The organism is Flavobacterium sp. FlaQc-28 (assembly GCF_044007415.1).
GTDB lineage: Bacteria > Bacteroidota > Bacteroidia > Flavobacteriales > Flavobacteriaceae > Flavobacterium.
The window spans coordinates 90,186-109,697 of sequence record NZ_JBIPCM010000009.1; the positions used below are offsets into that span (position 1 = coordinate 90,186).

Sequence of the window (19,512 nt, forward strand, 5' to 3'; positions counted from 1 at the left end):
AATTTTTTGTGTTAAATTAAGTATTCTCAAAAGGAATGGTAGGAAGACTTTATTCTCTTTACGAGTATAAGGCGCATATCTATACTCGCAGATATAAAATATAGGATCTAAATAATAATTAAAGTATCTGGCATTAAATCCAATCTTTTATCTAATATTTTTTTAATTTCTGGTGTTGATTCTAAGCTATAAATTCTATCTATTTTCTTGGAACTTCCATCTTGATGTATATCCATACCTACATAAAAAATTTTATTGAAATGATAAATAGTTATCTTCTGTACAAGCATTTTATTTCGCGTAAATAACTTTGCGTAAAAGTTTCCTTCATGTACATTAGTTATATGTATGCCTCCTTTTATACTGTGAGGAGTCATTGTAGCTACAACGTCACGAAATAGAAGAGAAATAATATAATCTGATTGCCTAATACTGTAATCCTTTCCCGCAACTTTAATTATTTTAGGCTTTAACTTATCGAAATTATATACTTCAACTTTTGTATCATATATTGGCAATTCAAAGTTATTAGCTAATTGAAAAGACATTTGATTTATACCACTTGCTCTAGATACCGCAACTATATCTAACTGGGGATATGCATCACCTCCCGAAATATAGCTTTCAATAAATTTGATTTTTTCCTTCAAAGTACTATCAAGTTCATGAATTTTTTTCTCTTGTTTCTCAATAATTTCTTTTTTATCATCTTCAGCACCTTGTGCTTGCTTTATTGAAAGGACAATTGCAGCAACTCCTCCAAGGAAAATAAAGAAATATGCTACATTTGTAATTGTAATTAAATCCATATATTTTTTAATCATATTAATTATTTGCATTTTTCTAACAGGCACTTTTTTAAAATTCAATTGTTTCAACTTTACAAACATACACGTTTAATCTTATAAAAATAAGTTTTACTGGAGGTTAGACGTGATACTTTATGAAGTTTTGAAAATTGTGGTTTTAGCAATGCCCTAAAGAAAATTTGAGATAAAGTTGATAGGCATTTTTGCTGCCTTAACTATTTTTAAATCCTTTATAAAATCTTCTTTTCTTCTTCTGTTTAAATTGTTTAGAAACATAATCATTTATTTTTTCCGCGCGAAGCAGAATATCTGCAAGATTTTCTATTACATATTCTCTGGATTCAGAATCCTGAAAGTTTTCAGAATATGTTGAAGCGGAATTTTGATGCTTTTTTTCAAATGCAAGAATGTTTATGGCACAGCTTTCCTGAATTCCTTTTGCACTGAATTCTTTTCCCAGACTGCTTCCGTTGAAGACTGATCTAGTTTTATGGTCAACGTAGGTTATTCCATAAAGCTGTCCTTCTCCACTTTTTCTTAGTATCATGTGAATGCCTTCTCCTTCCAGTACTTTGGATAATTTTTCGGGAGAAAATATGTTTTCGCGAAGGAAAGACAGTTTTAGGGCATTTTTTACATATTTTTTGCAAGACTCTTTTTCTGTTTCATTAGTTTTAAATTTTCCTTCCAGAAATTTCATTGTAGGTCTGCTGTAGAATTCGCTGGCTTTTATCGGCACGCCTATCGGTTTTGAATTCTGGTCAAGTATTTTGTAAAGCAGTCCGTTATTTTTAAAAACTCTTGATTCCTCGCTTCCTCTGTCAGCATGAACATTGTACAGGTTTAAAATGGCATTGAGTTCAGGCAGGCTTGAATATTTATAATCAAATAAAACCTTGTTTAAAACTGCATTGATCGCCTTTCTGGACTCTGCTTTTCCGTATTGGACTCTGCCGACATCTATCGGATTTAACGAAAACTGTTCTTTCTGTTTTCTTCCTTCGGCTTTTACAAGCCCGAACATTTCTTCAATTTCTTTTCGGGCAGGTTCTGATTTTCTGATTCCCAGTAAATGCAGATCGATTCTTTTTCCGTCTCTCTGAATGTTGTTTGTCACTATATGGCAGTGCGGATGACCCGCATCATGATGCTGATACACCAGATAAGGCTGTCTGCCGAATCCCAGTTTTTCCATATAGGTGTCTGCAATTTCAGCTAGTTTTTCTTTTGAATGATTCTCCGAGGGATCAAAGTTGAGCGAGATATGCACTGTGTTTCGTTTCGCATTGGTATTGAGTTCTGCCAGTTTTAGAAAGCGGTTTAATTTTGAAGTGAAATTCAGTTTTTCCAGATCCAGCGGATAATTTACAGCACTGATGCATTCCGCTTTTCCGATGTCAACTTTATTTTCGTTGTAATTCAGAACGCCTCTTATGGAAGAGCTTGTTTTTATCACTGCAACCATTTTTCTGCGATTTTCTGGGTGTGTCCTGAAACCTCCTCCATTTTATTAAAAAGCCTTTCTCTTTGGATTTCGAACAGATAAAGATGTCCTTTAAATTCGGGAATTGTTTTGAGCGTGTTTATCTTTCTGGCAATCTGATTGATATTATTGCCTATTGCCCTTAATTCGGAAGTAAGTACAGCTGTCTCTTCCATCAGTTCATCTAAAGACTGGTTTCTGTAAGTAGCTACAATTGGTTTGTTGAATAAGTGGCTTCTGATATGATCACTTAATTTTCGGCAGGTGCTTGCTCTGAATCTTTTTTCCAGTTCGGCATACTCCAATGGAGTGAATCGCAGTCCCACGATTCGTGTTCTGTTTGAATTTTCTCTTTTCATCATCTTTCATTTTCATTATTATCAAACTCTTATCTTTTAAGTTTCTCCACCGCCGAGTTCCGAGGCAATGGGTGGCAAGATAGGCGGTTGTTAAACAACCGTTCATCTTGCTGATCACAGGAACGAGGTGATCTCTGGAGATTTTTTAAAAGCAGGCTTCTAATTTAGTGAAAATATTTATATGTATCATGCGCAAAATATGGTCATGATAGCTGTACATTGTTACAATGAATAAATGCTTAAAAAAAGAAAAAGGAAAAAAAGAAAGCAGTCTGAAATTGGACAATCAGACAGGTGAAGTGCTATAAGTCCCAAAGGGCATTTTTTGAGGAACGAAGAAAAATGTTATGCGCACTTCTCTGGCTGTGTCCAATACCTTGCTTTGCTTTTTTTATTTAAAAATAATTTAAGACATTAAAAAGTGACTTGTGCCTCTTATGGTTTTCCTGTCTATAGTATAACAAATTATATCTTAATTTCGATGTTTTGGAGAAAAAGTTGAATTTAAGGAAAACCGTTAAGGCTGTTTATCTTTTTTATGTATGATGTGAGATTTTTGCTTTTATTGATCTATAAAAAGATAAATATGGGCTAAAAACAAGAATATTTTTAAGATAACTGAATTGGGGAATCTACTTGCTTTAATATATAAATCACCTTATTGAAGGTTAAAAAAATAATTCTGATTATTACGGTAATTCGTAACGGCTGTTTGTTTTTTTTATGTAGTATTGTAAATATAAGCTATATTAAAATATATCCTTTTATTTGTTAATATTATTAGTCGTAGAGAAGGTTATAATATACTCTGTAAAAGAATCTCATAAATGAAAAAGAAAATTTTTCATTTATAAATTAAATTATATTTCATAAAACACAAGATACTTAAATGAATTTAGAACAATATATTGAAAGTGTAAATGCCAAATATAATCTTGGTAACTCAACTGAACATACTTTTAGAGGTTTGCTTGAGCAACTTATAGAAAGTATAGTTCCTGAAGTAAAAGCAACAAACGAGCCGAAAAGGATAAAATGTGGCGCCCCAGATTATATTATTACTAGAAAAGAAATTGAAGTTGGTTATATTGAAGCCAAAGATATTGGTGATAAAGATCTGTCTGGTACAAAAAAAACAGGAAATAAAGAACAATTTGACCGTTACAAATTGGCTTTACCTAATATAATATTTACTGATTATTTAGATTTTCATTTATATATTGAAGGAGTTTTTATCACGAATGTTAAAATTGCAGAAATTCAGAATGGAAAAGTAATTGCTTTACCTCAGAATTTTGCAACATTTATTAATGTATTAAAAGACTTCTGTTCATTTATTGGACAAACTATTAAGAGTTCGAAAAAGCTAGCCGAAATGATGGCTGGTAAAGCCCGTCTTCTTTCCGATGTTATTGAATTAGCACTAACTAATGACGAAAATAATAGCGAAGACAGTACTTTGAAGGATCAAATGGAAGCTTTTAAAGATATTTTGATTCACGATATTACACCAAAAGGTTTTGCAGACGTATACGCTCAAACTATTGCATACGGAATGTTTGCTGCGCGATTACACGACCCTACGTTGCCCACTTTTTCAAGACATGAAGCATCTGAATTAATTCCGAAATCAAATCCATTTTTGCGAAAATTATTTGGTTACATTGCTGGGCCAGATATTGACGACAGAATTAAGTGGATCGTAGACAGTTTAGTGGAAATTTTCTTGGCTTGTAACGTTGCAGAAATTTTGAAAAATTATGGAAAATCAACAAAAATGGAAGATCCAATTATCCATTTTTATGAAACTTTTTTGAGTGAATACGACTCCAAACTACGAAAAGCTCGTGGTGTTTGGTACACTCCAAAACCAGTTGTAAATTTTATAATTCGTGCAGTTGACGAAATTCTGAAAACAGAATTTGATTTGCAACAAGGCTTAGCGGACAATAGTAAGACAAGAATTAAAGTAAATGTTCAGGCAACGGATAAAAGATACAAAGATAATATTAGAACAGCTGAAGAAGAAGTACACAAAGTTCAAATTCTTGACCCAGCAACCGGAACGGGAACTTTTCTTGCTGAAGTAGTAAAGCATATTCACGCAAAGTTTAAAGGACAACAAGGTGTTTGGAGTAATTATGTAGAAACGCATCTATTGCCTCGTTTAAATGGTTTTGAGTTGCTTATGGCGAGTTATGCAATGGCACATTTACAAATGGATTTATTGTTAACAGAAACTGGTTTTAAACCAAATAAAGATCAACGTTTCAAAATATATTTAACCAACAGTTTAGAGGAAAGTCATCCTGATACAGGAACTTTATTTGCTAATTGGTTAAGTAGCGAAGCTAACGAAGCAAATTTCATAAAACGTGATACGCCAGTCATGTGTATTGTTGGAAATCCACCTTATAGCGGCGAAAGCAAAAATAAAGGTAAATGGATTACACAATTAATGGAGGATTACAAAAAAGAGCCAGGTGGGAAAGAAAAATTAAAAGAACAGAACTCAAAATTTATAAATGACGATTATGTAAAATTCCTCCGTTATGGGCAACATTTTATTGAACGAAATGGTGAAGGAGTCATGGCTTTCATCAATCCACACGGTTTTTTAGACAATCCAACATTTAGAGGAATGCGTTGGAATTTATTAAAAACTTATGACAAGATTTATACAATAGATTTACATGGAAATAACAAGAAAAAAGAAACTTCCCCTGATGGTTCTGTAGATGTAAATGTTTTTGATATTGAGCAAGGTGTCTCAATTAATATATTTATAAAAACTGGAAAGAAAAAAGCAAACGAATTGGGTAGAGTTTTTCATTATGATTTATTTGGAAAAAGAGATTTTAAATACGACTTCCTTTCTGAAAATTCTTTGAAATCTATTGATTTCAAAAACTTTGTTCCGTTTAAAAATGATTTTCTTTTTAAAAATATTGATGAAAAACGGTTTACTGAATATAATAAAGGAATACATCCGACAAAATTGTTTAAAATAAACGTTATGGGTTTTCAGACGCACAGGGATGACTTTTGTATAAGTTTGGATAAAAATGAGATATTTAAAAGAGCTGAAGTATTAAGAAATAAAAATATTTCAAACGAAGAAATCTACTTGAAATATGGTATTAAGGATAACAGAGATTGGAAACTTACTAAAGCTAGAACAGACATTCAAAGTGATTTAAATTGGGATAAAAAAATTATTGATTGCGGTTACAGACCATTTGACGAGCGACCTTGTTATTTTAGCAATGTAATGATGGACTATCCAAGGAAAGAATTAATTACAAATGTTTTATCTAAAGAAAATATACTGTTAGGAATTGGTAGACAGGGATTAGCAATTGGAGATATTGAATGGTGTCTAACAACAGTTTCTAAAAATCCTGTTGATGCTAATATGTTTCGCCGAGGTGGTGTAAATCTTTTTCCCTTATATCTTTATCCAGAAAATAACGGTCAGCTTTCAACAGAATTAAATACAGAACGAATTCCAAATTTAAATGCTGACATTGTAAACGAAATTGCAATGATTTTAGGCCTAAAATTTACAAATGAAAAAGAACAAAATACAATTAGTTTTTCACCAATTGACATTTTAGATTATATATATGCAGTTTTACATTCGCCAAAATACAGAGCTAAATACAAAGATTTTTTAAAAACAGATTTTCCTAAAATTCCATATCCAAAAAATATCAAATTTTTCTGGGAATTGGTGGCGTTGGGTTCGCAAATTAGGCAAATTCATTTATTAGAAAGTCCGAAAGTTGAAGATTTTATAACGGAGTTTAATATTTCTGGCGATTGTGTTGTAAGTAAACCTCACTATAAGGACGGAAAGATATTTATAAATGAAATACAATATTTTGAGAATGTTCCAGAAATTGCATGGAACTTTTATATAGGGGGGTATCAGCCAGCACAAAAATGGCTAAAAGACAGAAAGGACAGAAAGCTTGAATTTGATGAAATTACACATTATCAAAAAGTAATTACTGCATTATCGGAAACTAATAAAATAATGGGAGAAATTAACAAAATCGAAATAGATTAGAGAGAATGATTTTGCAGTACAACGATAATTTCATTTGAATTTAAGAGTTATGAGGATCATATTACTTACATTTTAAAAACTAACTTTATATGAGCCGATTGTGCAATTGAATTTAAAAATGATTCAAAAAAAAGAGACTTTTAGTCTCTTTTTTTTGAATTAATATATCTTTTATAAATAGCTTATTTATTTAATTAATTGTTCGAGCCTTCTCATCATTTCATCTTTTTCTTTTAACATTCGCTCATATAAAGCGATTTTCTCATCATACAGTTGAACAATCTTATCAACTGGATTAAATGAAGGTTGATAACTAAATCCAGATGCAACTGCATTATCCTTAAAGTCTTGGAATGAGTAGGTGTTTGCAATGACATTCACAGCTTGCTCCTCATCAAAATTTTGAAAAGCTTCAACAGGAATCTTTAATGAGTTTGAAATCTGTTTAAGCAGACTATCATCAATAACATCTTTCTGCTCCAACATAGAAATCTTCTTCTGATTCCAGTCTTCCCCCAGATCATAAGCCAATGCCTCTTGTTTAATGCCAAGCATTTCTCTAAAACGTTTTACGTTTCTTCCCTGATGAATTTTCTGTTCCATAATGAGTGTTAGTTTTCTAAAGGCTCAAAGATAAAGCCATTTGGATTAAAAAGTCTGAAAACCAAAGATAGAAAAATATCCTGTAAAATATCCCTTTTGTCAGATATTATATCCGATTTCTGAATAGTTTATCCTTTTGAAAGGCAGGAACTTCGCTTTTGAATTCTAAATATTTCCGCTATGAAAAAGAATAAAATATCCTTTGGAACAAATTTTTGGTCGGCGTACGAGGCAGGAAATCCATATGATGCTCTCCACGCTTTTTTTGATTTCTCCCATCTTGACGAGTACAAACATACCTTGAATGAAGTGGCGATGCACAGCTACAAAAGGGAGATTTATAAGCAGGACAACCCATGCCATATCTTTGTTGTTTATACTGCTTTAAGTTCGTTTGTAAAAGTATGCAACTGTCTGAAAAGAAAAAGCAGAAAATGGCAGGCGAAGGGTTCAGCCGAGTACACTTCAATAGTCCACCTTGCTTCTTTAAGTAAAGAAGAGTATAAAAATCCTTTTAAAGTATTTCAAAAGGCATTCGAAGAAAAATCACTGGAAGAGTTTGAATTCTTTCTCTGTGAAATCGTGCACCTTTCTTTATCTCCCCACTCGGAGGAATCGGATTATGACATTATTACTCCCTATATACACTTAGTGAAAATGCTAGATGCAGGACAGCTTATCATGGAAAGGGGCATTGAAAAGATTAAAAAAGAGAAACAGCGGGAGGATATTTTATCCCCTTTCGATTAGATAGCCACAATATCAACTTTAAAAACAAGCACTATGAAAACTATAGAAAAACTTACTTTTCCACAAATCGAAAATGAGTATCTGGAAAACATATTAAAAGAGCTGGCGGGTAAATGTAATATTGTTCAGATGTTTTTTACAAGAGAGCAATCTTCAGGATTTTCAAAACTTATAATCAATATTGAGAACAGTATAGATGCGAAAAAATATCAGCAGAGCAAATGGGTGAAAAAGGTTAGAGAACACCTTCAGATTGACGTATTATTTATTTTTTCTTCAAAAATCCGACATCACTATTCTCTGGGAGATCCATTCAAAGCATTTTACTGCCGTGATTCTGCTGTTATTTATCAGAACAATAATTTTGAAAATTCTGCTTTTAAAACAGTGGAATGGCAGAAGTTCAAAAAGAGATTTAATGAATTTGAAAATAATTTCCACCACGATCATGAGCTTCATAAATGGCAGATTAAAAATCTGATTTCTGAAGGTTCGTCTAACAGTGTTTTTACATCTTACTGCAGACTCATTGAATATGATCTTCATTGGCTGGAAGAATTATATACAGGAAATAAATCAGACTCAGCTGATCTGAACGAAAGGATAAATAATCTTATCCAATACCTTCCAGTAATCCAAAAATACTTTGTTAAAACTGTTAAGGGCGGGTATTATCTTATTGATCTTTTTGAGCAGGCAAAAGAAGCTTCCAGCGAGGAGGAAGCTATGTACAGAAATGAAATGTTTCAGGCTGTGGAAAATGCTGAAGAAAGCCTTTACAGTCTTATCGGGGACAGGTTTAATGAGTTTAAAAAACTGATAAAAAAAGGATATACTCAAACACAGGAAGTTTTATGTGATGCAGAACCTAAAGATCAAGTGCTTGAAACCGCTGTTCGGACTATTTTAGATTCAGTTAATGCAGAACAGATTTATCTCTATAATCAAGCTGTCAATCATTCAAAAACTACTTATTATCTTCTGATAATAAGTGAGGGTCTGGGGAATGAAAAATTAAAATCAATTATTAACACCATAAAAAGCAGGACAGATAATAACTATTCTTTTGTTCTGATCAGCCACAGCCGTTGTTGGATACAGAATAATCTCTACGAATACCAGAACTTCTTTGAAAAGATAATAAAGGAAGATTTTCTAATCTACTCATCAAACGTACATCACCCAGATTTCCACTGGGAATCTCCCCACAGACCTTATCATGGCGACATAGACTTTTTTTACAAATGGACAGAACAGAGTTTCCGCCAGTTTTCTATGATCGCCAATAATGCTGACGCTAATTACTGCGGGCTGACCACCATCTTTTCATTATTTTTCATGTCATTCTGCAGAACCTTCATTTTTGCAAAAATGTATTATATGCCGAATTATCTGCCAAGCCAGATCTTGTGGGAGCTTTGCACTTATGCGGATCCTGATATGATAAAGCATAATTATTTAATGGAACAGTTCTGGACTGGTTTTTTCCCTTTCTTGGATAAAAATAGAGCTGTGTTTAACTGGTCATCACGACTGAGTCTTGAAGAGATTGATCAAATGAGTGAAATTGCAGAGAAACTTATGAATGAACTTCGTGTTACTGTTGTCGAAGGGGGACTTGTGAAAAATAATAAAATTGATTTAGTAAGATAATTTAAGGATAAGGATTATGAATGCAGATGAAATTATAAAACTTGAAAAAATTGGAATTTTAAACGGAAGATTTCTTAATACTCTCAAACCCGCCGAGGATAAAAGAGGAATGTATATAGCAGAGATCAGGGTATATGATTATTATGAACTGGCTTCAATTATAAAAAACCTGATGAAATTATGCATTACAGCAGTGCATTATGACAGCGTGGAAGTTCCGCCTACGATTGCAAACCAGCATATTGACGTGGGGCTTATACTTGGGATTGCACTTCAGCTGTTCCCAACAGACGAATTTGAACTTATAAATGAAATAAGTGATTTATATGACACTAAGAAGGATGAAAGTTTAGCCGATTCTAAATGAAAAAAACGTATCATGGACATATTATGACCATGACATTCATACATGAGAGCTTTATCTTTGTTTAAATTTAAGAGAACGTTCTAGGGCTTTCACAGGTATATTTTGCTTATCAAAGCCAGAAAATTAACTATTATCTTTACAAGTATCCCCACCATATTTTGATGGGGATAAATTAAAAAAACTGTTTTAAATTTATAGCGAATAATGATTGTGGAACAAAAAAGACCAGTGATGGTCTTTTTTTAATGAAGAGGAATTTTATAATGAAAAACGGATCAACGGATGAAAAGAGAAAAATCACCCGAGGGAAAACTTTTGTAAATTTACAAATTGAAAAACAAGGGGTTAGGTTTAGTGGAAGGGAAAGGATTGTTTGTGATGCAGAAAAAAAGCCCGAGACGAATGAAGGAAAATTAACAATTGAAGAATTAAGAAGATGCAGAGGTTTTGAAGAAATTTCAGAATCAGATGGAAATGAAATAATTGAAAGCCTATTTCAATTAGCGATGATAGTATATAATTTTAAAATGTGAGATTATGGGGATTGAAAGTTTTAAAAAATTTCAAAAAGAGAAATTAGCCCAAAGGGCTGAGGTAAAAGAAATCTGGGGCTACACGAGAGTAAGCTCTAAATTACAATTAGTAAACAACAGTCTTGAAGAACAGCGGATCGAAATAATACAGTTTGCTTCCAAAAATGGATATACACTCAAAAATATGCTTGGGGGGACGTATGAAAGTGCTTCAGGTGATTTTACCAGAAAAGAGTTTACAAGATTATTAGATGAGGTTAAAAGTGCAAAGCAGAAACCTTTTGCAATCGCCATAAAATTTATCAGCAGGTTTTCCAGAACAGGAGGCAACGCCATTACTATTGTCCATGAACTGGTGGACAAACTCGGCGTGCATTTAATAGAAACTTCTTCAGGTCTCTGCACTAATGATGAGTACAGTAAACTTGATATTTACAGTAAGTTGTTAGATGCCAGAAGGGAAAATATGGACAGGCTTGAAAAAACAATTCCTGGCATGAAAGCACTCCTCAGAGCAGGAAACTGGTTGGGTAAAGCACCTAGAGGTTATACAATGAGAGGCAGGAAAGTAGGGGATTATGCTTTAATGCAGGACAAACAGTCTATTACAATAAATCTGGAAGGAGAGATTTTAAAAAAGGCTTGGAAATGGAAGCTTGCAGGAGAAAGGGATTTTGTGATAAGGGAAAAACTTGCAAAGCTGAATTTGCATATTACAAAACAGTCGCTGGGCTCTATGTGGCGAAATCCTTTTTACTGCGGAATATCGGTAAATGCACTGCTTGAAGAACCAGTAAAAGGAAACTGGACAGGCTTGGTAAGTGAGGAAGATTTTCTAAAGGTCGACAGAATGCTTTCTGAAAGTAAAGTGCCGACAAAAGAATACTCAAAAAGCAAGATCAATGAGTTCAGACCTCTGACAGGATTTTTAAGATGCGAATGCGGAAGCCTTCTGACCAGTTATGTGGTAAGAAAAAAGAATACCCATTACTACAAATGCCAGAAATGCAGAAACGCCAGTTTTAATGCATTAACCACTCCATTTTCAAAAACGGAAGGATTGAATGATTCTTTTGAGAAACTGTTATCACGATATACATTAAGCGTTCAGTTTGTTGAACCTTTCAAATTTCAACTGAATAAGCTTTTTGATATTATTGAAAATGAAGGCAGGGAAGAAATGAAAATTCTGCTTGTTAGGAAAAGAGATTTAGAGATAAAGATTGAAAATCTGGATAAACGCTATTTTGAGAATCCTAATTTCGGGGATGAAAAATACAATAGATACTCACTTCAGTTTGATATGGAATTAAAGGAAGTTGATCTACAGATTACGGCAAACAATAAAAAAATATCTAACCATATCAGACACATTGATAAGGTGGTGGAAAAGGTCACAAACATCAATAAATATTGGAGAGAAGGAGATATTGACAGTAAAATAAGAATCCAGAATTTAGTATTTCCAGAAGGATTGTCAATTAGGGCTGAAAACAGGGAATATCTAACTGGAAGAGTGAACTCGATTTTTGGGCTAGTCCAAACATTTACAGGGATTGACAGAGGCAATAAAAAACAAAAAACCCATCAAAAAATTGATGGGTCATTCTCTGTAGCGGGAACAGGACTCGAACCTGTGACCTTCGGGTTATGAGCCCGACGAGCTGCCTACTGCTCTATCCCGCGATGTTTCGGGTGCAAAGATACGCCGATTTTTTAGAAATCCAACGAAAACTTAAAAAAATGTTTTATTTTCTGTATTGAGTTGATATGACTACCTTTGCACCTTAAAATATTATGCAAATGTCACATAAAGCAGGTTTTGTAAACATCATCGGGAATCCAAACGTTGGAAAATCAACACTAATGAATGCCTTTGTTGGTGAAAGATTATCTATCATTACATCAAAAGCACAAACAACACGTCATAGAATTCTAGGAATTGTAAATGGAGAAGATTTTCAATTGGTACTTTCTGATACTCCCGGAATTATAAAACCGGCGTATGAAATGCAGGAGTCGATGATGAACTTCGTAAAATCGGCTTTTGAAGATGCTGATATTTTAATCTATATGGTCGAAATAGGAGAGCAGGACTTAAAAGACGAAGCTTTCTTTAATAAAATTATTTATGCTAAAATTCCAGTTTTGTTATTGTTGAATAAAATCGACAATTCAAATCAGGAACAATTAGAAGAGCAGGTTGCTTTTTGGAAAGAAAAAGTGCCAAATGCAGAAATTTTTCCAATCTCGGCTTTACAAAACTTTAATGTGCCGGAAGTTTTTGGCAGAATTATCGAATTATTGCCAGAATCACCAGCTTATTACCCTAAAGATCAATTAACAGATAAGCCTGAACGTTTTTTTGTAAACGAAACTATTCGTGAAAAAATCTTATTGAATTACAGTAAAGAAATTCCATATGCAGTAGAAATTGTAACAGAAGAATTTTTTGAAGATGAAAAGATTATCAGAATTCGTTCTGTAATTATGGTGGAACGTGATACTCAAAAAGGAATTATCATTGGGCATAAAGGTGCTGCTCTTAAAAAAGTAGGAATGGATGCTCGTGTTGATTTAGAGAAATTCTTCGGAAAACAAATTCACATTGAGCTTTATGTAAAGGTGAATAAAAACTGGAGAAGTAACGCTAATATGTTGAAACGATTTGGTTATAATCAATAGAGTTTAAAATGTTTCAAGTTTCAGGTTTCAAGTTGAACATTAAAACTTAACCTGAAACCTGAAACCTGAAACTTGAAACTTGAAACAAAAAACAATAAAATCTTAGGTACTTAGAAACGTAGCATCTCAGCAACTTTTTTTAACTACCTTTGCAAAAAATTTAAATAAGGCATTTATGGTTTTAGAGATTAGGTTATTAGGAAGCTAAAAATCTGAAATCTAAAGTCTAAAGTCTAAAATTCAAAAAAAATGAATAACATTGTTGCGATAGTAGGAAGACCTAATGTAGGGAAATCGACCCTTTTTAATAGGCTGATACAAAGAAGAGAAGCTATTGTAGATTCAGTATCTGGGGTTACCCGTGATAGAAACTATGGTAAAAGCGAGTGGAACGGAAAAGAGTTTTCTGTAATTGATACGGGCGGATATGTTCGCGGATCTGATGACGTATTTGAAGGTGAAATCCGTAAACAAGTTGAGCTTGCTATCGACGAGGCTGATGTTATTATTTTTGTTGTTGATGTAGAAGAAGGAATTACACCAATGGATGAAACGGTTGCAAAATTGTTGCGCAAAGTAACAAAACCAGTTTTGTTGGCTGTAAATAAAGTTGATAACGCAATGCGTGAGAAAGATGCAATAGAGTTTTATAATCTTGGTTTAGGAGATTATTTTACATTTGCAAGTATCTCAGGAAGCGGAACAGGAGATTTATTAGATGCTTTAATTGATGCATTTCCAGAAAAAGAACCAGTTGAGGTTACTGAAGAATTACCTCGTTTTGCAGTTGTAGGACGCCCAAATGCTGGAAAATCAAGTTTTATCAATGCCTTAATTGGTCAGGATCGTTATATCGTAACAGATATTGCTGGTACAACACGTGATGCAATTGATACAAAATTTGACCGTTTTGGTTTTGAATTTAATTTAGTGGATACTGCGGGAATCCGTCGTAAAGCAAAAGTTAAAGAAGATTTAGAGTTTTACTCTGTAATGCGTTCTGTAAGAGCAATTGAACATGCCGATGTTTGTATCTTAGTAATTGATGCAACTCGTGGTTTTGAAGGTCAGGATCAAAGTATTTTTTGGCTTGCCGAGAAAAACCGTAAGGGTGTTGTAATCTTAGTAAACAAATGGGATTTGGTTGAAAAAGACACCATGTCAAGCCGTGATTACGAAGAAAGAATTAAAAAAGAATTAATGCCTTTTACTGATGTGCCAATTTTGTTTGTTTCGGCTTTAACAAAACAGCGTTTACTAAAAGCGTTAGAAGCTACAGTTCAAGTTTTTGAAAATAGAAAACAAAGAATTTCAACTTCAAAATTCAACGAATATATGTTGAAAGTAATTGAAGCATACCCGCCGCCGGCTACAAAAGGTAAATATGTAAAAATTAAATATTGTATGCAATTGCCAACTCAAACTCCTCAGTTTGTGTTTTTTGCCAACATGCCGCAATATGTAAAAGAACCTTATAAAAGATACTTAGAGAATAAAATTCGTGACAACTGGGACTTTGCAGGAGTTCCGATTGATATTTATATTAGAGAAAAATAAAAAAAATAAGTCCCCTTGAATAGGGGATTTTTTTATGTTTTGTGTCTATACTATAACAGTATCAATTTTTTATCGGAATTACATTTAAATAAATGTAAAATAAACAATTAAACCTTTTGCAATTATTTAAGTCTTACTGATCTAACTAACCCAATTTTATGACCAAAATTTATTCATTTCTATTGTTTTTAGCTTTTGTTTATTCGGCAAATGCACAAAATAATATTGTTGTTAAAGGAACTGTGGTAGATATTAATTCACAGCTTCCTCTTGAGCTCGCTACGGTTTATTTTACAGCTGTAAAAGATTCTACAATTATAGAATATGCTACGACCGATAAAAACGGAAATTTTATTATCAATACTAAAAAGTATGATAAACCAGTTTTCTTAAAGGTAAATTATACGGGATATCAAACCTATTACGAAGAACAAAAAGGACTTTCAGAAAGTAAAGACTTCGGAAAGCTGTATATGCTTGAAAATGCAAATGTTTTAAATGAAGTAATAGTTAAAAGTGAAGCACCGCCAATTACTATAAAAAAAGATACATTAGAATTTAATGCAGGATCTTATAAAGTGCGTCCAGATGCAAACGTGGAAACTTTATTGAAACAACTGCCAGGATTTGATGTTGATAATACAGGAAAAATTACGGTAAATGGGCGAGAAGTCAATCAGGTTTTAGTCAACGGAAAAGCATTTTTTGATAAAGATGGCGCTATTGCCATTAAAAATCTCCCGGCTGATATTATTAAAAAAGTTCAAGTTTCTGATTTTAAAACCAAAAAAGAAGAACTGGCTAAACAAGAATCGACTTCAGATTATTCGAGTATAAATATTACAATCGACGAGAAAAAAAATAAAGGTTATTTTGGAAAAGTTCTTGGCGGATACGGTTCAGACGAACGTTACGAGAGCAGTTTAATGATGAACTTTTTTAAGAATAAACAAAAAATAAGTGTACTGGCTTCGTCCAACAATATCAACTCAACTGGATTTTCTATGGATGAGGTGTTTGATAATATGGGAGGCGGGCGAAATGCAAGAGGCGGCAGTCAAGGCGCTGGCAGCGGAGGAAAGGGAATTACGCAGTCTACTTTGGCTGGGATTAATTATTCTGACGACTGGACAAAAGATTTGGAGTTTATGAGCAGTTATAATTTTACAAATGCTGTGACCAAAAACGAAAGTAAATCGAACCAGCTTAGTTTCTTGCCAACAGGAAATATTTTGACCGAAGCAGATTCTAAAACCAGAAATGAAAACACAGGAAATAAAGCCAATTTTGAATTAGAATACAAAATCAATCCTTCTATGCAGATTGTTTTTGCTCCAAAATTGAATTTGTCTCAATCAAACAATAATGCTGAATCTTCGACTTTCTCTGAGAATGAAAACGGAGATGCTTTAAACGAAAGTACAGCTGCGTCACATACAGAAAGTTCTAATACGAGTTTTGCCAATAGTATTAACTTCAACAAAACTTTTGAAAAACAATCTCGAAATTTAAGTGTGGTTTTTAATAACAATAACACTAAAAATGATTCGAACGGAATCAATATTTCTGAGACTATTTTTTATCAGGATAATAAGCCAAATGATGAAAGAAATCAGAATGCAAAAAATGAATCAAAAAGTGATACGTATTCGCTTGACGTAGAATATACAGAACCAGTTACAGATTCACTTAGATTAAGATTTGGAACCAATTTTGACTGGCAGAGTTCTATGAACGATCAAAAAACATTTAATTTTGACGATGCATCACAAGAATATTCAGATTTAAACTTATCGCTGACCAATTATACTACATCAAAGCAAAATTCGATTACTCCAAAAGTTGGTATCACTTGGCAGAAAAGTAAATTTACGCTTAATGTAAATTCCAGAACATCAATTGTGGAGTTTGATAATCATTCTTTTTACTTAAATCAAACCACAGATCTGAATAAAAGATATATGCTGCCGTATGGAACAGCACAGCTTCGATATAAATTTAATCGTTCTAAAAACTTAACTTTTAAATACGATTATTCTAATACGCTTCCGTCTGCAACACAATTAATGCCAGTTGCAGATTTAAATAATCCGCTGAATAGCGTTGTAGGAAATCCAAATCTAAATCCGATTGAAAAAAATACCGCAGGTATCGATTTTAAGAATTTTGATTTTAGAACGCGTTCAGGTTATAGTTTATTTCTTAAAGGAGATTATTATAATAATGATGTAGTTTCTACCTCGATTTATGATGATAGTGGAAAAAGAAACACAACTTATGTAAACATTTCAGGAACTTATTCAGCTTCGATTGGAGGAAACTGGAATCAGCAGATTAAAAAAGATGCCCATACAATCAGATATGGTTTGCGTTTAAGCGGTAATTATAATTTTGATAAAGGATTTACAAATGCGGTTTTGTACTATGCAAAATCGGTTGTAGTTACTCCAAGTGTATACGCTTCTTATGATTATGGAGAAGTGTTTTCGATTGCGCCATCTTATAGTTTATCTTATAATGAAACACGTTATGAAAATTATTCGAGAGACGCCACTTCAAATGTAATTCACAGAATTAATATGCAGACAACATCGTATTGGCCTGCTAATTTAATCTTTGGAAATGATTTTGGATATACGTATAATTCAAATATTTCAGACGATTTCAAAAAAGATTTTTTCCTTTGGAATACGAGTTTATCTTACGGGTTTTTAGATAAAAAATTATATGCAAAAGTAAAAGTATATGATGTTTTAAATCAGAACCAAAGTGCAACAAGAACTATTTCGCCAACTTCGATTCGAGATGAAGAAAATACAGTTTTAAAAAGGTATGTAATGTTTTCTCTAGCTTATAAAATTGGAAACTTTGCCGAAAGTAAAAAAGGAAGAAAACAAAGAGGATTTTGATTTCTTGAGATTCTAAACTGCTAGGGTACAAAGGGGCAAAGGAACAAAGAATAAAAAAGCGGTAAATCAAATTTCTGATTTGCTGTTTTTTTTATTAGAAAATCTAAAATTCCCGATTAATCCTATGATAAATCGTAAATCGGATAATATCTCGGTCATAAAAATCGACTCCGCTGGCGCGTCTTTGAAAGCTTTTTAAGTAACCTAATTCTAAACCAATGTTTGGGTTAATATGATAGCGAAGCGCTGCATAAATCCTGTTTTGATCGAATGTATTTCGTTTATTGTCTTTTCCGAAATTAAACATGATTTCATCAGATATTGTTGCTTTTAAACTTCGTTTTTCTTTTTCCCATAACGTAAATGTTGACTGCAGTCTATAACGGAATCGGTAAGCAAACCAGTAGTTATCAAGTAACTCTGTTTTGGTCGCTTTCTGAAAAAAGCGTTCTTCAAGCTGAAAACGATTATGAAAAGTGATTTTGGCGATATCGTTTATAAAAGTAATATCCTGCTGTGCTCGATATTCTGGAATCGAAAAATCAGGATCAACATTTGGGTCTTGAGTATTTACATTAAAATAAGCAAAACCTCCGCCTAAATCGATAGTTTTAGCAGCACGATATCGTCCTTGAACTCGTATTGCAAATAAGTTTTGATGAATAGGATTAAGAAAGCTTCGATTATCAAATTCAGAATGCAGCGCCCATTTCTCGCTCAAAGGCAAGATATTGTAATACCTAATCCAAGTCAGTGTCTGTTGATCAGTTTTCTTTTGATTTTGCGCCGATAAAGAGGGACTTATTAAGCTTAAAATAAGTACTAATTTGAAAAACTTCATTCAACCAATAAATTCAGGCTGCGAATATATACAAATGAGAATAAATGAATTGAAATAGGAGTCGTTTTTTATTACGCTTTTGGTTTGATTTTGTGATTGTTTTGAAAATTAAATATTAATTAATTCAGAATCGAAAACGATAAAACCTTCTTTTTTTAAGTTTAAAAAGGACTCCAATTGAGGGATAATTTCCATTTCTAAAAAACGAATTTCGGGATTGTTTTGGTTTTCGTTTTTTATATTATTTGTTAAATAAATATTTTTAGCTGAAGCTTTGTTTTGAACTTTAAGAATGTAATTGAAATTTCGTGAATCTGATTTTGTAACAATGCTTAAAATATCGCTTAATGCAATAACTTTCTTTTTTGAAAGCGGTGTAATTTTATAAAAAGCATTATTGGTTTTGTCAAAAAGAAATGTCGTTTTATTTTTAATTTTCCATATGTAAATACCACGGATAAATATCGCTGTACTAAGAATAAACATAGCCGCAATAATAAGAATTGAAAAAACTAATCCGCTTTTAAGAGTATCTAAGTAAGATGTAATAATTGCTAGAATTAAAATAATAAGCCCTAAAAATGAGTGTAAAAGCATGCTCGAGTTATCGTACCAATAAGGATCATATGAAATCTGATTTTCTGAAACTGTAAAATTGTAGTAGTACTGCATTTTAGTATTTGATTAATTCTCATTTAATATTGCTATTACTGAGATTAGAAAAAGCTCATTTGCATAAAAACATTATTAAAGATCCTTTTTTTAAATGAAATTAAACGCCACTAAAAGTTTTTAAAACAGCAGATTATGTCTTTTTTATTCTTTTGATAAAAAAAACGAGATACGTTTTAAACGTATCTCGTCAATTTAGTTTCTAACTTTAATTTAAAT

Annotated in this window: 15 protein-coding genes and 1 tRNA gene; 9 read left to right on the plus strand and 7 right to left on the minus strand. The window is 32.7% G+C overall.

From position 1 onward, the window contains the following. Positions 1-107: 107 nt before the first annotated feature. From ACHRVL_RS19650 to ACHRVL_RS19660, 3 genes are all read right to left on the minus strand, one after another. On the minus strand, positions 108-809 hold the full coding sequence (locus ACHRVL_RS19650; protein ID WP_395415043.1) for a hypothetical protein: 702 nt from the start codon (positions 807-809) through the stop codon (positions 108-110). A gap of 211 nt (positions 810-1,020) precedes the next feature. Further along, positions 1,021-2,274 (minus strand): relaxase/mobilization nuclease domain-containing protein, encoded by a 1,254-nt coding sequence (locus ACHRVL_RS19655; RefSeq protein ID WP_395415044.1) that lies wholly within the window; start codon positions 2,272-2,274, stop codon positions 1,021-1,023. Further along, on the minus strand, positions 2,262-2,654 hold the full coding sequence (locus ACHRVL_RS19660; RefSeq protein ID WP_395415045.1) for a plasmid mobilization protein: 393 nt from the start codon (positions 2,652-2,654) through the stop codon (positions 2,262-2,264). The genes ACHRVL_RS19655 and ACHRVL_RS19660 overlap by 13 nt, the downstream gene beginning before the upstream one ends. Before the next feature lie 886 nt (positions 2,655-3,540). On the opposite strand from ACHRVL_RS19660, the gene ACHRVL_RS19665 reads away from it, so the two are divergent. Further along, positions 3,541-6,723 carry a type ISP restriction/modification enzyme gene (locus ACHRVL_RS19665; RefSeq protein WP_395415046.1) on the plus strand — a complete coding sequence of 1,061 codons (3,183 nt, stop codon included), beginning with the start codon at positions 3,541-3,543 and terminating at the stop codon, positions 6,721-6,723. Between the two features lie 186 nt (positions 6,724-6,909). Here the strand turns inward: ACHRVL_RS19665 and ACHRVL_RS19670 are convergent, their stop codons facing one another. Then, positions 6,910-7,326, minus strand: coding sequence for a helix-turn-helix domain-containing protein (locus tag ACHRVL_RS19670; protein WP_395415047.1), 417 nt, complete (start codon positions 7,324-7,326; stop codon positions 6,910-6,912). Positions 7,327-7,506: 180 nt separating this feature from the next. Between ACHRVL_RS19670 and ACHRVL_RS19675 the strand changes: the two genes are divergently transcribed. The 5 genes from ACHRVL_RS19675 (at position 7,507) to ACHRVL_RS19695 (ending at position 12,283) form a co-directional block, all read left to right on the plus strand. After that, positions 7,507-8,076: a hypothetical protein gene (locus tag ACHRVL_RS19675; RefSeq protein WP_395415048.1), complete on the plus strand. Its 570-nt coding sequence runs from the start codon at positions 7,507-7,509 to the stop codon at positions 8,074-8,076. A gap of 33 nt (positions 8,077-8,109) precedes the next feature. After that, positions 8,110-9,729: a hypothetical protein gene (locus tag ACHRVL_RS19680; protein WP_395415049.1), complete on the plus strand. Its 1,620-nt coding sequence runs from the start codon at positions 8,110-8,112 to the stop codon at positions 9,727-9,729. A gap of 16 nt (positions 9,730-9,745) precedes the next feature. Then, positions 9,746-10,096, plus strand: a complete 351-nt coding sequence (locus ACHRVL_RS19685) for a hypothetical protein (protein ID WP_395415050.1) — start codon at positions 9,746-9,748, stop codon at positions 10,094-10,096. 263 nt (positions 10,097-10,359) lie between these two features. Then, positions 10,360-10,629, plus strand: a complete 270-nt coding sequence (locus ACHRVL_RS19690; protein WP_395415051.1) for a hypothetical protein — start codon at positions 10,360-10,362, stop codon at positions 10,627-10,629. A 4-nt stretch (positions 10,630-10,633) separates the two neighbouring features. Then, entirely contained in the window at positions 10,634-12,283 is a 1,650-nt protein-coding gene (locus tag ACHRVL_RS19695; protein WP_395415128.1) for a recombinase family protein, read from the plus strand. On the opposite strand, the gene ACHRVL_RS19700 is transcribed toward ACHRVL_RS19695, so the two are convergent. After that, a tRNA-Met gene (locus ACHRVL_RS19700) sits at positions 12,243-12,315 on the minus strand. The two genes, ACHRVL_RS19695 and ACHRVL_RS19700, sit on opposite strands and share 41 nt — an antisense overlap. A 117-nt stretch (positions 12,316-12,432) precedes the next feature. On the opposite strand from ACHRVL_RS19700, the gene era reads away from it, so the two are divergent. The 3 genes from era to ACHRVL_RS19715 all read left to right on the plus strand — a co-directional run bounded on the left by era (position 12,433) and on the right by ACHRVL_RS19715 (position 17,780). Then, a complete protein-coding gene (gene era, locus ACHRVL_RS19705; RefSeq protein ID WP_395415052.1) occupies positions 12,433-13,314 on the plus strand; it encodes a GTPase Era in 882 nt (293 codons plus the stop codon). 249 nt (positions 13,315-13,563) lie between these two features. Continuing rightward, entirely contained in the window at positions 13,564-14,871 is a 1,308-nt protein-coding gene (gene der / locus ACHRVL_RS19710; RefSeq protein WP_089053902.1) for a ribosome biogenesis GTPase Der, read from the plus strand. A gap of 158 nt (positions 14,872-15,029) precedes the next feature. Next, positions 15,030-17,780: an outer membrane beta-barrel protein gene (locus ACHRVL_RS19715; protein ID WP_395415053.1), complete on the plus strand. Its 2,751-nt coding sequence runs from the start codon at positions 15,030-15,032 to the stop codon at positions 17,778-17,780. Positions 17,781-17,883: 103 nt separating this feature from the next. On the opposite strand, the gene ACHRVL_RS19720 is transcribed toward ACHRVL_RS19715, so the two are convergent. Together ACHRVL_RS19720 and ACHRVL_RS19725 are read right to left on the minus strand one after the other, a co-directional pair. Then, entirely contained in the window at positions 17,884-18,621 is a 738-nt protein-coding gene (locus ACHRVL_RS19720) for a DUF2490 domain-containing protein (RefSeq protein WP_395415054.1), read from the minus strand. Between the two features lie 108 nt (positions 18,622-18,729). Then, on the minus strand, positions 18,730-19,293 hold the full coding sequence (locus ACHRVL_RS19725) for a hypothetical protein (RefSeq protein ID WP_395415055.1): 564 nt from the start codon (positions 19,291-19,293) through the stop codon (positions 18,730-18,732). Positions 19,294-19,512: the final 219 nt, after the last annotated feature.